Source organism: Gracilibacillus ureilyticus (genome assembly GCF_900111195.1).
In the GTDB taxonomy this organism is placed as follows: Bacteria; Bacillota; Bacilli; order Bacillales; family Amphibacillaceae; genus Gracilibacillus; species Gracilibacillus ureilyticus.
In genome coordinates, this window is the sequence record NZ_FOGL01000002.1 from 253527 (window position 1) to 268339 (window position 14813).

General features: G+C 39.2%; 14 protein-coding genes. 12 read left to right on the forward strand and 2 right to left on the reverse strand.

The genetic code is table 11. The features are described from left to right. Window positions 1–4 precede the first annotated feature (4 nt). The 10 genes from BMW36_RS04200 (at window position 5) to larC2 (ending at window position 9849) form a co-directional block, all read left to right on the forward strand. On the forward strand, window positions 5–1504 hold the full coding sequence (locus tag BMW36_RS04200) for a glycoside hydrolase family 28 protein (RefSeq protein WP_089739360.1): 1500 nt from the start codon (window positions 5–7) through the stop codon (window positions 1502–1504). Window positions 1505–1518: 14 nt separating this feature from the next. Further along, complete coding sequence (locus BMW36_RS04205) at window positions 1519–3084, forward strand: glycoside hydrolase family 43 protein (RefSeq protein WP_089739433.1); 1566 nt, start codon at window positions 1519–1521, stop codon at window positions 3082–3084. Window positions 3085–3102: 18 nt separating this feature from the next. Further along, window positions 3103–4200: a glycoside hydrolase family 88/105 protein gene (locus BMW36_RS04210; RefSeq protein WP_089739362.1), complete on the forward strand. Its 1098-nt coding sequence runs from the start codon at window positions 3103–3105 to the stop codon at window positions 4198–4200. Next, entirely contained in the window at window positions 4197–4889 is a 693-nt protein-coding gene (locus BMW36_RS04215) for a rhamnogalacturonan acetylesterase (RefSeq protein WP_089739363.1), read from the forward strand. Before BMW36_RS04210 ends, BMW36_RS04215 begins: the two co-directional genes overlap by 4 nt. Next, window positions 4886–5530, forward strand: a complete 645-nt coding sequence (locus tag BMW36_RS04220; RefSeq protein WP_089739366.1) for a bifunctional 2-keto-4-hydroxyglutarate aldolase/2-keto-3-deoxy-6-phosphogluconate aldolase — start codon at window positions 4886–4888, stop codon at window positions 5528–5530. Before BMW36_RS04215 ends, BMW36_RS04220 begins: the two co-directional genes overlap by 4 nt. Next, entirely contained in the window at window positions 5527–6537 is a 1011-nt protein-coding gene (locus BMW36_RS04225; protein ID WP_089739368.1) for a sugar kinase, read from the forward strand. Before BMW36_RS04220 ends, BMW36_RS04225 begins: the two co-directional genes overlap by 4 nt. Window positions 6538–6561: 24 nt before the next feature. Beyond that, on the forward strand, window positions 6562–7392 hold the full coding sequence (gene kduI, locus BMW36_RS04230) for a 5-dehydro-4-deoxy-D-glucuronate isomerase (RefSeq protein WP_089739370.1): 831 nt from the start codon (window positions 6562–6564) through the stop codon (window positions 7390–7392). Between the two features lie 13 nt (window positions 7393–7405). Then, window positions 7406–8182 (forward strand): 2-dehydro-3-deoxy-D-gluconate 5-dehydrogenase KduD, encoded by a 777-nt coding sequence (kduD, locus tag BMW36_RS04235; RefSeq protein WP_089739372.1) that lies wholly within the window; start codon window positions 7406–7408, stop codon window positions 8180–8182. 100 nt (window positions 8183–8282) lie between these two features. Next, window positions 8283–9125: a sugar phosphate isomerase/epimerase family protein gene (locus BMW36_RS04240; RefSeq protein WP_089739374.1), complete on the forward strand. Its 843-nt coding sequence runs from the start codon at window positions 8283–8285 to the stop codon at window positions 9123–9125. A gap of 259 nt (window positions 9126–9384) precedes the next feature. Further along, window positions 9385–9849 (forward strand): nickel pincer cofactor biosynthesis protein LarC2, encoded by a 465-nt coding sequence (gene larC2 / locus BMW36_RS04245; RefSeq protein WP_089739376.1) that lies wholly within the window; start codon window positions 9385–9387, stop codon window positions 9847–9849. Window positions 9850–9883: 34 nt separating this feature from the next. Here larC2 and BMW36_RS04250 read toward each other — a convergent pair whose 3' ends face one another. After that, window positions 9884–10876 carry a LacI family DNA-binding transcriptional regulator gene (locus BMW36_RS04250; RefSeq protein ID WP_089739377.1) on the reverse strand — a complete coding sequence of 331 codons (993 nt, stop codon included), beginning with the start codon at window positions 10874–10876 and terminating at the stop codon, window positions 9884–9886. A 149-nt stretch (window positions 10877–11025) separates the two neighbouring features. Here BMW36_RS04250 and BMW36_RS04255 point away from each other — a divergent pair, with 149 nt between their 5' ends. Next, on the forward strand, window positions 11026–12516 hold the full coding sequence (locus tag BMW36_RS04255; protein ID WP_089739379.1) for a tagaturonate epimerase family protein: 1491 nt from the start codon (window positions 11026–11028) through the stop codon (window positions 12514–12516). 33 nt (window positions 12517–12549) lie between these two features. After that, window positions 12550–13950 carry a glucuronate isomerase gene (uxaC, locus tag BMW36_RS04260; RefSeq protein ID WP_089739381.1) on the forward strand — a complete coding sequence of 467 codons (1401 nt, stop codon included), beginning with the start codon at window positions 12550–12552 and terminating at the stop codon, window positions 13948–13950. 413 nt (window positions 13951–14363) lie between these two features. Here uxaC and BMW36_RS04265 read toward each other — a convergent pair whose 3' ends face one another. After that, complete coding sequence (locus BMW36_RS04265) at window positions 14364–14765, reverse strand: secondary thiamine-phosphate synthase enzyme YjbQ (protein WP_089739382.1); 402 nt, start codon at window positions 14763–14765, stop codon at window positions 14364–14366. Window positions 14766–14813 lie beyond the last annotated feature (48 nt).

The following is a 14813-nucleotide window of genomic DNA, read 5'->3' on the forward strand; positions in this document are numbered from 1 at the left end:
GATGATGAGCTTTTTTGATATTACAACATATGGAGCACTTAAAGATGGAAGTGGAGATAGTACAAAAGCTATTCAGGATGCAATAGAGGCATGTTCGAATGAAGGCGGAGGAACAGTTTATGTACCTGCAGGGACTTATCATACTGGACCAATTCGATTGGCGAGTAATATGACATTGTATTTGGATGCTGGTTCCGTTCTTTCATTCACAGATGATTTCGACGCATATCCAGTTGTGAAAACAAGATGGTCAGGGTATGTATGTCATGGGTTCATGCCGTTGATTTTTGGTCAAAATGTCTCCAATGTTTCAATTAAGGGGGAAGGGGTTATTGATGGGAACGGGAGAGAATGGTGGAAAGTAAATCGTCGTCTTCGTAAGGGAGAGCACTATGAATCTGCCAAAACGAAAGAAATTGCACTGGCAAATTCAGAATTTACAGAGCCTGCGGATACTAATTTAGTAGAATGGCCTTCACAATTTTTACGTCCGCCTCTGATCCAGTTCTTCGATGCGGAAAATGTGACAATCAATGGTGTTACAGTTAGAAATTCGCCCTTCTGGAATACTCATCTCGTATTCTGTAAAAATGTTTCGATCCATCAGGTGCACTTTCAAAATCCTTCCGATACTCCGAATGGTGATGGATTAGATATTGAATCATGTTTAAATGTCCGGATATCTGATTGTCATTTTGATGTAGGGGATGATTGTGTTGTTTTGAAATCAGGTATAAACGAGGATGGGCGGAAATATGGTGTTCCTACGAAGAACGTTACTGTAACTAATTGTACGATGCACCATGGTCATGGCGGAGTAGTCTTCGGCAGTGAGAATTCTGGCGGTATTGAGAATATAACTGTATCAAATTGTGTGTTTGATGGTACAGACAGAGGTATTCGTATAAAAACAAACAGGGAACGTGGAAGCTACATACGTAACATTTTAGTGAACAATATTTGGATGGATGATGTGCTGTGTCCAATTGCGATTAACTCCTTCTATCGTCATGGCGTAAGTAAAAGCAATCCGGAATTATTAGATGCAGCAGCTATTCCTCTAAGTGAAAAAACGCCAGTCGTTGAAAAAATCCGAATCAGCAACATCACAGCAAGAAATTGCCGGGCAGCAGCTGGGTTTATTTACGGCTTGCCGGAAATGCCTGTTAAAGAAGTGGACATTGACCATGTCACCATTGAGATGACACAGGATGAAGATGTGCCAGGCGGTGAACCGGATATGGTACGTGAAGTGATTGAAATGGCCGGGGAAGGGATTTTTGCTAAATATGTTGAAGATTTGAATCTCCATCATGTAAAAGTGTTGACAAGAAACGGTCCGGGATTAGCTGTAGAGGAATCAAAAAATATAGTACTTGACCAGTTTTCATTAAAGAATGAAACAAGTGAAACCAATGTGGTAACGAGTAAGGATACGGACGGTTTAGAAATTAGAGGTTCTCAATTTGAAAAGTTGGGAGATCGTTATCTTTTGAATAAATGAGAGGACGTTAAATGATGAAAACATATAAAAATCCGATTATACCAGGTTTTTATCCTGACCCGTCAATTTGCCGTGTAGGAGAGGATTATTATTTAGTCACATCAAGTTTTGAATATTTCCCTGGTGTACCAATTTTCCACAGTAAAGATTTAGTGAATTGGAAACAAATAGGGCATGTATTAGACAGACCTGAACAATTGAATTTAGATCAGACCCCTAATTCCCGCGGGATTTATGCACCAACGATCCGATACAATGATGGGATCTTCTATATGATAACAACATTCGTTGTGAGTCAAACAGGAGCAAGGCGTAACTTTTATGTCACAGCGACTGATCCGGCCGGCCCATGGTCTGATCCAAACTGGCTGGAAGATGCACCAGGTATTGATCCATCATTACTATTTGATGATGATGGAAAGGTGTATTATACAGGAAATCGTAAGCCGCCTGAAGGTCCTAAGTATAAGAAACATAATGAAATTTGGCTTCAAGAGCTTGATCTTGAGAAGAAGCAATTAGTTGGACCAAAATACAGCTTATGGGATGGTGCGCTTAAAAATGCTCATGCCCAGGAAGCACCTCACTTATATAAGATTAATGGCTGGTATTATCTTATAATCGCAGAAGGAGGAACAGGTCATACACATGCTGTAACTATTGCGAGAAGCCAAAATGTAACAGGTCCATATGAAATGACCGAAACAAACCCTATATTGACCCATCGTCATTTAGGAAACAACCATCCAATTGTCAATGTAGGACATGCGGATATTGTGGAGACTCATAATGGTGACTGGTGGATGGTTTGCCTTGCTTCTCGTCCATATGGCGGGTACTACCGCAACTTAGGTCGTGAAACTTTCCTCGTTCCATTTATTTGGGAAGACGGGTGGCCAATTGTGAATCCCGGCAAAGGAATAATTGAAGAAGAAATGATCTTCCCACAGTTAGAGGAACATAAGTGGCCATCCTTACCAGCCCATGACCCTTTTGAATCAGAGCAGTTGGAAAACAGATGGAACTTTTTAAGAACTCCTCGCGGAGATTTTTGGTCATTAACGGAAAGGCCGGGGTTTTTGCGCTTAAAGGCAAAAAAGGAAACAATTATGGAAGAAGAGAATCCGGCATTTGTCGGGAGAAGACAGCAAGACATAGATTTCATGGCCCAAACAGTAATGGAGTTTTCACCAAAAGAAGAAAATGAGACAGCGGGACTTGTGTTGCTTCAAAACCAGGATTATCAATTCCGTTTGGAAGTAGTACTGGAAAATCAAAAACCGCATATTCAATTAATCAGGAGAGAAGCAGGTGTCGATGAATTAGTTGCTAAAAGGGAGATTGCAACAGACAAAGTTTATTTGAAAGTGGAAGCAGAAGGTCAGGCATATCATTTTTATTATGCAGAAAAAGCATTTGATTGGGAGCTGCTGGCAGATAAAGTGGATGGGACAATATTAAGCACTGATAAAGCAGGTGGATTTATTGGTTCCTATATGGGCATGTATTGCTCAGCTAATGGTAAAGAAAGCAGAAATTATGCAGATTTTGACTGGTTTGAATATCAGGGAATTAATTAATGGAGAGGGGATACGTTGATGACAGTAAAACAAAGAAATGCATTAGATTGGGCGAAGCTTGCATGTGATACATTAATGAACCAGTATGAGCCGGTGAAGTTACCGCCGGCAGACCGATGGCATTATCATCAGGGAGTATTCCTGTGCGGAATGCATGATGTATGGGAACAAACGGATGAGCAAAAGTACTTCGAGTACTTTAAAGAGTATGTTGATAAACTGGTAGATGAGGAAGGGAACTTCTATTTTGCCAGAAGTGAACTGGATGCGATCCAGCCAGGATTGTTATTATTGCCATTATACAACGAAACAAAAGATGAAAAATATAAAGTGGCTGCAGCTAAATTACGCAACCTTTTAAATACTTTAAACAAGACAAAAGAAGGTGGCTTCTGGCATAAAGATAAATATCCATATCAGATGTGGCTAGATGGACTATATATGGCTGGACCATTTACTATCCAGTATGGCCAAATGTTCGGTGAACCGGAATTAACAGATTTGGTTATGGAACAGGAACGTTTAATGCGTAAAAATACAAAAAAAGAAAACGGATTATATTATCATGGTTATGATGAGAGCAAGCAAACTCCTTGGTCTACTGAGAAAGGTCATGCGCCGGAAGTCTGGGGTCGTGCATTAGGCTGGTACAGCATGGTGACAGCTAATTTTATTGAGATGTTACCAGAAGACCATCCAAAACGTGATGAGCTGAAGCAGGTAGTTCACGAATTAATAGATGCATTAATTAAATTCCAGGATGAAAAAACTGGATTATGGTATCAAGTTGTTGATAAAGCTGGGGAAGCGGACAACTATTTAGAGAGTTCATGTTCTTGTTTGTTTACTTATGCTATTGCAAAAGCGGTAAATAAGGGTTATGTGGATAAGTCTTACTGGACTTATGCAGAAAAAGCATTTCAGGGATTAATAGAAAATAAAGTAGAAGTGGATGACAAAGGAAATTTCCATTTGCATGATATTTGTATCGGTACATCAATCGGTACGTATGATTATTATGTCCATCGTGAAACAAGTACGAATGACCTTCATGGTGTCGGCGCCTTTATTCTTGCAAGCGTTCAATTAGCTATTGGAAGTGAGAATAAAGAATGAAAAAGGTACAGCTTTTCTTAGCGGGAGATTCGACGATGTCTCATTATGAGGCATCCGCTTTTCCTCGCATGGGCTGGGGCCAGGCATTGCAGAATTTTTTTACCGATGAATTAATCGTTAAAAATCACGCAGCTTCCGGCCGCAGTACAAAGTCCTTTATTAATGAAAACCGCTGGGCAGTGATGGAAAGGGAATTCTCTGAAGGTGATTATGTGTTAATACAATTCGGACATAATGACCAGAAGCCTGATGAGGCTAGGGCAACAAAGCCTTTCACAACTTATCAGGAAAATCTGAGATTTTTTATACATCGTGCCCGGTCATTTGGGGTTACACCAATTCTTCTTACTTCCATTGCAAGGAGACATTTTGACAAAGATGGGAAGCTGTTGGAAACACATGGAGAGTACCCAAGGGCTATGAGGGAATTAGCGGTTCGGGAAGGGATTATTTTCATCGATATGCTGGAGAATACAAAAGAAGCATTAATTAACTTAGGTCCTGAGCGTTCAAAGGATTGGTTTATGTGGGTGGACCCCAACCAATATGAAGGGTATCCTGATGGGGAAAAGGATGATACCCATCTTAGAGCAGAAGGTGCCCATGCACATGCGAAGATTTTTATTGAGGAAATCGTACGGTTTAATCATCCATTATGTAAATATATCAAAAGTGAGGTGACAAAATGAATAAATTACGAGTATTAACAAACCTGCAGAACCAAAAGGTAGTCGCAGTTATCCGCACAGATACAGTAGATCAGGCTGTGCAAGTTGCAGATGCTTGTATTGCTGGAGGAATGAAGGCTATCGAATTAACCTATTCTATTCCACATGTGGAAGAAGCGGTTGAAAAATTAAAGAATAAATATGCCGCTGATCAGGAAGTAACAGTAGGAGTGGGTACCGTTTTAGATCCATATACGGCAAGACAGGCGATATTCGCAGGGGCATCATTTATTGTCGGTCCTTCTTTTGATACAGAAACTGCTAAACTATGTAACTTATATCAAGTTCCCTATATGCCTGGGTGTTTAACGGTTACCGAAATAAAAGAGGCAATGGAGGCAGGGGCAGATGTTGTGAAAGTTTTCCCTGGCAGCAATGTTAACCCAGGTTTCCTAAAGGCGGTTCATGCACCGATTCCACAAGCCAACATGATGCCAACAGGTGGTGTGAGTTTAGAAAATATGGTGGAATGGCTCCAGAGTGGTGCTGTTGCTGTTGGGATTGGCGGAAATCTTGTGGCCCCAGCTAAAACAGGGAACTATGAAAAAATTACTGAACTTGCAAAGCAATATGTAGAGAAAGCGAAAGAGGCGAGTGTATGAGAGTAGTAACATTCGGTGAAATGCTGATGCGGCTGACGACAGACCCGACAGTAAGGCTGCAGCAGTCTAATCTATTTACTTATTATTATGGTGGAGCCGAAGCAAATGTAGCCGTTTCACTAGCTGACTTCGGAGTTGATACACTCTATATCAGTAAAGTTCCTGATAACTCAATTGGTGAAGCATGTGAAAAATATTTACAGTCCAATCAAATAGACACAAGACATCTTCTGAAAGGTGGAGATAGATTAGGGTTGTATTTTGTAGAATCAGGTATTGGTAATCGTTCAAGTCAGGTAACCTATGACCGCAAGTTTTCTAGTTTTTCTCAATTAAAGCAGGAAGAAGTAAATTGGGATCGAATATTAGAAGGAGCAGACCTTTTTCATACGACCGGCATTACACTTGCTCTATCAGAAGAATTACGCGAAATTACATTGGAAGCAATGAAGCAAGCGAAGAATCGAGGTATTAAAGTCAGTTTTGACTTTAACTTTCGGGCAAAGTTATGGAGTCAGCAGGAAGCAAGTAAAGCTATTGAAAAAGTTCTGCCATTTATTGATATTGCCTTTTGTAACCACATGGATGCTGTTCATCTTTTGAATATAGAAGTATTGGAAAATGAAACAGATCATGAAGAAAAGTTAACGTATTATTATAAGCAAATACAAGCAAAATACCCCAACATCCAAGTTTTTGCATCGACAAAAAGAGAAGTAGTGTCTTCTTCCAGTCATCGATTAGAGGGTTATTTATTTGCTGATCAACATATTTCTAAAACACATACATATACGATTGAACCAGTAGTTGATCGTATTGGCGGGGGGGATGCCTATGCAGCAGGAGTACTGTTTGGAATACTTAGCAAGTGGGATCCAGACAAAACTGTTCACTTCGCAACAGGCGCCAGTGTTCTGAAACATACATTAGCAGGAGATGGCAATGCCTTCTCAATAGCTGAAGTGGAGCAATTTACACAGAATGTAAGCCAAGAGATTAGCAGATAAAATAAACAATAGGAGGAATTAATCATGGAAGTACGTTATGCAAATCACCCAGAGGAAATTAGAAGATATAATACAGATGAATTGCGTGAAAAATTTTTAGTGGAAAAGTTGTTCGAAGCAGGGAAAGTTCATTTAACTTACACACATGTTGATCGTATGATCTTTGGTGGTGTGACACCTGCATCAGAAGATCTAACTATTAAACTGGATAAACAGTTAGGTGTGAGTTATTTTTTAGAACGCCGTGAGCTTGGGATTATAAATATTGGAAATGACGGGTATGTAATTCTGGATGGCGAACGTTACGAAATGAAACGTCACGACGGATTATATGTCAGCAGAGGAACGAAGGAAGTGTATTTCGGTTCCAATGACCCGGCGCAACCGGCAAAGTTCTACATTAACTCTGCGCCAGCACATCACACATATCCTACAGTGAAAATTGATATTAAAGATATTAAACCATTGGAATTGGGCGAACCTGGTACGTTAAATGAGAGAAAGATTCATCAGTACATCCATCCAAATGTTTGTGAGAGCTGTCAATTACAAATGGGGCTAACGATGTTGCAGCCAGGTAGTGTATGGAATACAATGCCTGCACATACACACGATCGCCGCAGTGAGGTATATTTGTATTTTGATATGGAAGAAAACACTCGTGCTTTCCACTTTATGGGTGAACCAAGTGAGACTAGACACCTTGTACTAAAAAATGAACAGGCTGTTATTTCACCGAGCTGGTCTATTCACTCCGGGACAGCAACAAGTAATTATACATTCATCTGGGGAATGTGTGGCGAGAATATTACCTATGATGATATGGATCATGTAAGTATGGATGAGTTACGCTAAGGAGGTTTGTTAGATGAGTTTGCAGGAATTCAATTTAGATTATTTTTCATTAAAAGGCAAGACGGCCATTATTACTGGAGGTAACACTGGTCTTGGCCAGGCATACACTATTGCTTTAGCGAAAGCGGGGGCAAATGTATTCGTTGTAACACATGGTACTAACTGGGAAGAAACGAAGGAATTGCTTTCGGGGGCTGAAGGAAGTTCAGAATTTTACCAGGCGGATTTATCTGATCGGGAACAGATAAAAAAAGTTGTACCTGCATGTGTTGGTAAATTCGGTACAGTAGATATTTTAGTGAATAATGCTGGTACAATCCGCCGTAATCCTTTGTTGGAATACAAGGACGAGGACTGGGATGATGTGATGGCACTTAATCTGGACGCTGTATATTTCCTGAGCCAGGCTGCAGCGAAAGTTATGGCGGAAAAACGTTCAGGTAAGATAATTAATATCGCTTCCATGCTATCATTCCAGGGTGGGAAGTTTATCCCTCCATACACATCGAGTAAGCATGCGGTAGCAGGGTTGACGAAATCTTTTGCTAATGAGCTGGCAGAGCATAACATTCAGGTAAATGCGATTGCCCCAGGTTATTTTGCTACAAAGAACACGGCTCCTATTCGTTCAGACGAAAAGAGAAATGCTGAGATCTTGTCACGGATTCCAGCGGGCTATTGGGCAGATCCAAGTGATTTAATGGGAACGGTAGTATACCTGGCAAGTAAGGCTTCCGATTATATGAATGGACATGTGTTAGCTGTTGATGGTGGATGGCTGGCTAGATAATAGAGAGTGACTAGCTTAAAAGGCTAGTCATTCTTTTTCTCTTTCCCTTTTAAAGTGGGTGACATAATGAGTACGCAATATAAAAAGGAGTGTAAGTATAATGAAACTGAATTTAGGTATACGGGGACACGATATTGATTATCATGAGCCGGAGTTAATTGCAAAGGAAGTAGCTTCCAAAGGATTGGGATCTGTACAATTGGCATTAGCAAAGTCTTTCCCGGATTTACCGACACAAACTGGTTCACTTAGTCCCGGTTTTGCTAAACAAATGTTTCAATCGTTCCGGGATCATCGGGTTAATGTGGCGATATTAGGTTGTTATATCAATATGATTCATCCTGATCCAGAGAAACGTGAACAGTTACTTTCCCGCTTTAAAGAACATATCCGCTTTGCCAGAGATTTTGGTTGCAGTATTGTTGCATCAGAAACAGGAAATGTCAACGAAAAGATGGGGTATACGGAAGATAACTTTACTGAGGAAGCATTCCGGAAGGTCGTTAAAAGTGTGAAGGCCCTGACAAATGAAGCAGAGAGATGGGGCGTCATTGTAGGCATTGAAGGAGGAATTAATCACCCCATACACACACCTGAGCTGATGGGAAGACTTTTAGATGAAGTTGACTCCAATCACTTGCAAGTTGTATTCGATCCGGCCAATTTTATGTCGATGGAAAACTATCATGATCAGGAAAAAGTATTTGGACAGTCATTTGAACTTTTCGGTGACCGAATGGCAGCTATCCATGCCAAAGATTTCATTATCGAAGACCAGTGGATAAAAATGGTACCTGTCGGCAAAGGAATGTTGCGCTATGACCTTTTATTCCAATGGTTAAAAGAAAATAAGCCATATATTGAAGTATTACTCGAGAATACAAAAGAACCGTATATTGATGACAGTATCAAATACTTACATGAACAATATGATAATGCATAGCAGGAGCAATTCTTAAAAGGATTGCTCCTGTTTATAAATAAATCATTCGTCTATATTCCTATTTGACCATGTACTAAAACATAGCATACTTCTAAGTTAATACAAGTGTGTTAGAATACACATAATATACAAATTAACGACGCAGCCTGGACAGTGATGTTGGTATGCATTCTTCATTATCTCGTGACAGGAGGATTTTACTTATGAGTATGATGGATACATAAAAATTATAGAATCAATAATTAAGAGGTGAGTTAGGATGAGGAAACACCCGCCAGATGAACAGCATATTGATAAAGAAATGGTAAAAGTTGAAGTAAACTTAGATGATACACCAGGTGAATGGTTAGGATATGTAATAGATAAATTGCTTGATGCAGGGGCCAATGATGTGTATTTCACTCCGATTTTTATGAAAAAAAACCGGCCTGCTGTGAAGTTGGAATTACTGTGCAGTCTGAGCCGTTTAGAGGAAATGAAACAGATTTTGTTATCAGAGACAACAACGCTGGGCATTAGATACTATCCTTTAACTGTTTTTCGGATGGAAAGGCAGATCCGGACGATTGATATAAAATGGGGGAAAGTTACTATAAAAGAAGGCCTTCAAAATGGTGAAGTGGTGAAAGCCTCCCCGGAATACGAAGACTGCCGTCGAATTGCGGAGGAATTTCATGTCCCGTTAAAAGATGTCTATGCTGAAGTGTGGAAACAACTGGAATAAAAGCACCTCCCGTTAAGGAGGTGTCTTTTTCGTATTATTGAATTCGTGGGGGACCGGAACTCTCTCTAGCCGTTAATGTAGGAGATAATTTCTTTACTAACTCCACCCTCTCCTCTGACTCAATACGTTCAATTATCGCATGGACGATTTCTTCTGCCAAAACATCTACAGGTACACCAATACAAGTCATCGGAACTTCTGTTGTTGCCATTTGTGGTATATTATCATAGCTGACAAGAGAGATATCATTAGGGATGCTTATTCCCTTTTCTGTAAGTGCACGCATAATCCCTCCACTAATATCATAACTTCCTCCAATTATGGCAGTAGGCTGTTGACCTTCATTTTGCAATACTTTTTCTACTGCAGTGTAACCATCAAACCAATTTAGTCCTTTGGAATCAATAATTTGTTTGTACTTCTCTAAGCCAAACTGTTTCATAGCCTTTTCATACCCTTCCACTTTTTCCAATTGAAGTGCATCTTTTGTATCAAACTGCCCGATGTAAGTGATATTACGGTGACCAAGTTCATATAAATGTTTTACTGCCTTTTGCATCGATGCTTCATGATTGGCATCAATAATCGGGTAGGAGGTCTCATTTTTTCCAGAAACACCGTAAACAACAAATGGGATGGGATCTTGAGTAATTGATACTTCATTGGATTCACCAAATATGATCATCCCGTCTACTTGAAACTTTTTGAAGGTTTCCATAGCTGTTTCCTGAGAATCGACTGATAATATCATTGAGTATGAAGTGTTTTCGAATGCTTTACTAATGTTAGTGACTAATGTAGCGAGGACAATCCTTTCAATTGTCGGCCACATTAAGCCAATCACATCGGTTCTTTTTCTAACTAATTGTTTTGCTGCAAGGTTTGGTTCATATCCCATTTCTTCAGCAACTTTTAAGATTTTCCTTTTTGTTGCTTCTTTTACTAATGGACTATTATTTAAAGCTTTTGACACAGTAGAATAGCTTACTCCAGCAACCTTTGCGATATCCTTAATTGTAACTGTCATCTTCATCACCTATATCTTTCTTAAAAATAATCATTTTATAGTTGAGATCTTTTATTAAATAGTATATCATAAAAATAACAACGTTGTTATTTTATTTTCTGAAATAGCTGAAACCGCTAACAACGGAATTCTTTGAAGGAGTGAATAGAGTGGAGCAATTTAATAAAGTTATTGAGACATTAGCACAGGGGAATAAACCATCGTCAGCGGATGGAGTGACTGTTTATGAAAGTTCGTTTGAACAAAAAGATGGTACAAATCTTGTTATGGTGAAATCAGGTACAGATAAATATTTACTGGCGGCAGGAGAAAGTGATTTATTTAGCGAATTAAATGGTGAGTCAGTGGGTACGGGAAAAGTATGTGCTCTATCACATGAAAACCGTCTTGTACTTAATAAATATTTTGATTATACTGTACCGCAGGCTTTTGGTACGAAAATTGCAACAATGGGACTTGGTGATCGTCTTGGTGTCGCTTCACCGGGACATATTGAAACAACTAGAAACCGAAAAGTAAAACCGATCCTTGCTCAGCAAAGTATTCGTGAGTTGACTTTATTAAATCGTACAATGACAGATATTTTAGATGCAGCGAGCTTCGCGGTATTCCAGGAAGGATACAAAGATGGTTATGGAGCAGATGCGGATCATATTAAATTAGAGAAAGATATTGCCTATGCAATTGAACTTGGATTCAGCTTCCTTACATTAGATTGTTCGGAACAAATTCGTAATGATATTGAAGGTGCTTCATCAGAAGATATTCAAAAAGAGTATGCAGGACTTCCTGTTGACAGAAAAGAATATTTCAACAGCCATTACTTAAATAAAACATTTGATGTACAGGGATTGGAAATCAAATTTGATGAAGATAGTCTTGTGAAAAATGTTTTAGTATACGGAGAAGCAATCGACTTTATGGAGCATGTATATAATGAGCATGTCGCAAAAGCAGATAAAGCGATCGACTTTGAAATATCAATTGACGAAACAGAAACCGTAACTGCACCTGAAGCACACTTCTTTGTTGCAGAAGAGTTAAGAAGAAGAGGAGTAACTGTCCAAAGTTTAGCACCTAGATTTTGTGGTGAATTCCAGAAAGGCATTGACTACATCGGGGACCTGGAGCAGTTTGAAAAAGAATTGCATGAACATGCAGAGATCGCAAAATATTTTGGCTATAAATTAAGTATTCACTCCGGTAGTGATAAATTTAGTGTGTTTCCTATTATCGGAAAATATACTGAAGGATTATTACACATTAAAACAGCAGGTACAAACTGGTTAGAAGCTGTGCGTGTTATTGCAGTAGAAAATCCTGACCTTTACCGCCGTATGCATGTATATGCAGAAGATCACTTTGAAGAAACGTTACAATATTACCATGTAACACCAGATTTAGACAGTGTCGCACCACTTGATGACACATCTGATGCAGATCTGCCAAAATACATGGATCATGATGCTGCAAGACAATTATTCCATGTAACTTACGGTATCCTTTTAACAGCAAAAGATGATTCGGGCAAAGATTTATTCCGCACAGAGTTTTTTGAAACCTTACTAAACAATGAAGACACATACCGAAATGGACTTGTAAAACACATCGGGCGTCATCTCGACTTACTAGGACTTTAATATATTCAATTTTTGAAAAGGCAGGGGATACAAATGAAAGCATTTATGGATGATAACTTTGTTTTGAATAACAAAACAGCAGAGAAGCTGTACCATCAATATGCGAAAGACTTACCGATTATAGACTATCATTGCCATTTGAGTCCACAGGAAATCTATGAAAATACTCAATTCGAAAACATTACAAAAGTTTGGCTATATGGTGATCACTATAAATGGCGTGCAATGAGAGCAAACGGTATTGAAGAAAAGTATGTTACTGGAGATGGCAGTGACTATGATAAATTTATGGCATGGGCAAAGACTGTTCCAATGCTGATTGGTAACCCGCTCTATCACTGGACACACCTTGAGTTAAAGCGCTACTTTGGAGTAGAAGAAACATTAAATGAGAATACGGCTCCAGCTATTTGGGAAAAGGTAAATAAACTACTTAACAGTGGAGAGTGGAATGTTCGTGATTTTATTGTTAAGTCAGGTGTGGAAGTAGTTTGTACGACGGATGATCCGACAGATTCCTTGGAGTACCATGAGAAGATTAAAGCGGACTCAAGCTTCGATGTAAAAGTATTACCGAGTTTCCGTCCGGATAAAGGGTTGGAAATTAACCGTGATACTTTTGTTGGCTGGGTAGCAAAGCTGGCAGATGTTTCCGGAATAACTATTGATTCTTATGATGCTTTCCTGAAAGCTCTGGAACAGCGGATTGAATTCTTCCATGAAATTGGCGGACGCGTTTCTGATCACGCTTTAGATACAATGATGTATGAAGAAGCTACAGAAGAGGAAGTAGCTGAGATCTTTGCTAAAGGAATCAAAAACGAAAAGGTATCATTGGAAGAAGAGAAAAAATACAAATCATTCACACTGACTTTCTTAGGTAAACAATACCATAAGAGAGGATGGGCAATGCAATACCATATCAATGCCCACCGAAATAACAATACAAGAATGTTTAACAACTTAGGACCTGACACTGGTTATGATTCAATGAATGATTCATTGTTAGCACAGCCGCTAGTTAAATTACTGGATTCTCTGGATCAGGCAGATGCATTGCCGAAGACTATTCTTTACTCATTAAATCCACGTGATAATGTAACGATTTCAACAATCATCGGCAGCTTCCAGGGCGGAGGAGTACCAGGCAAAATGCAATTTGGTACAGCATGGTGGTTCAATGATACAAAGCTTGGGATGATTGATCAGATGGAAAAGTTAGCTGATAATGGTGTGTTCAGCCGATTCATTGGTATGCTGACAGATTCACGAAGCTTCCTTTCCTATACACGTCATGAGTATTTCCGCCGTATTATGTGTAACTTGATCGGTGAATGGGTGGAAAATGGTGAGTATCCAAATGATGAGGAAACATTGGCAAAAATCGTACAGAATATCTCCTATTATAATGCAAAAGAATACTTTGGATTTTAATAGTTAAATCAGGAAGCACAGACTTAGTATAGTTTGTGCTTCATTTTTGTCACAGCGGCTATGTATGCTAGAAGTTTTGCTCACGATCATAAATGGACGGGAAGTATGAGAAAAAAGATAACCAATTGGAACATATGCCAGTGAAAACAGATCAGGACGAAATCACATAAGTGGAGCCCGGAGATTTGGTTGTGAAAAGGAGATCAGGACGAAATCACATAAGTGGAGCCCGGAGATTTGGTTGTGAAAAGGAGATCAGGACGAAATCACATAAGTGGAGCCCAGAGATTTGGTTGTGATTGCAAAACAGAACAATGCCTTAGCTAAATCGCCCGGATATCGGAAACTTATGGGCACATTAATTAATTTAAATAATCTCACCCTAAAATAGGGAGGGATAAGCATATACAAGCTTATCCTTCCAGCACTTTTACATGAAACTTACGTGATCTTGGACCATCAAATTCACAAAAATATATCCCCTGCCATGTACCTAGCACAAGATTCCCATTAGAAACAACCATTGTTTGACTATGTCCGACAGTACTAACTTTTAAATGTGCCGCAGTGTTTCCTTCCATGTGCAAATCTTCCGGATGCTCCCAAGGGTAAACTTCCCGCAACCGTCTAAGAAAATCTGTCTTGACATCTGGATCTGCATTTTCATTAACTGTAATCCCTGCTGTAGTATGCAGTGATGAAACAACAACCAGCCCGTTTTGAATCTTATTTTCTCTTAGAAATTGTTCAACATCTGATGTGATGTCAATCATTTCATCATGTTTCTTTGTACGTAATTGAAAAGTCTTCTCCATGAATATCACCCTTTTTTTAAAATTCTAACAATTATATTCTACTAAAAA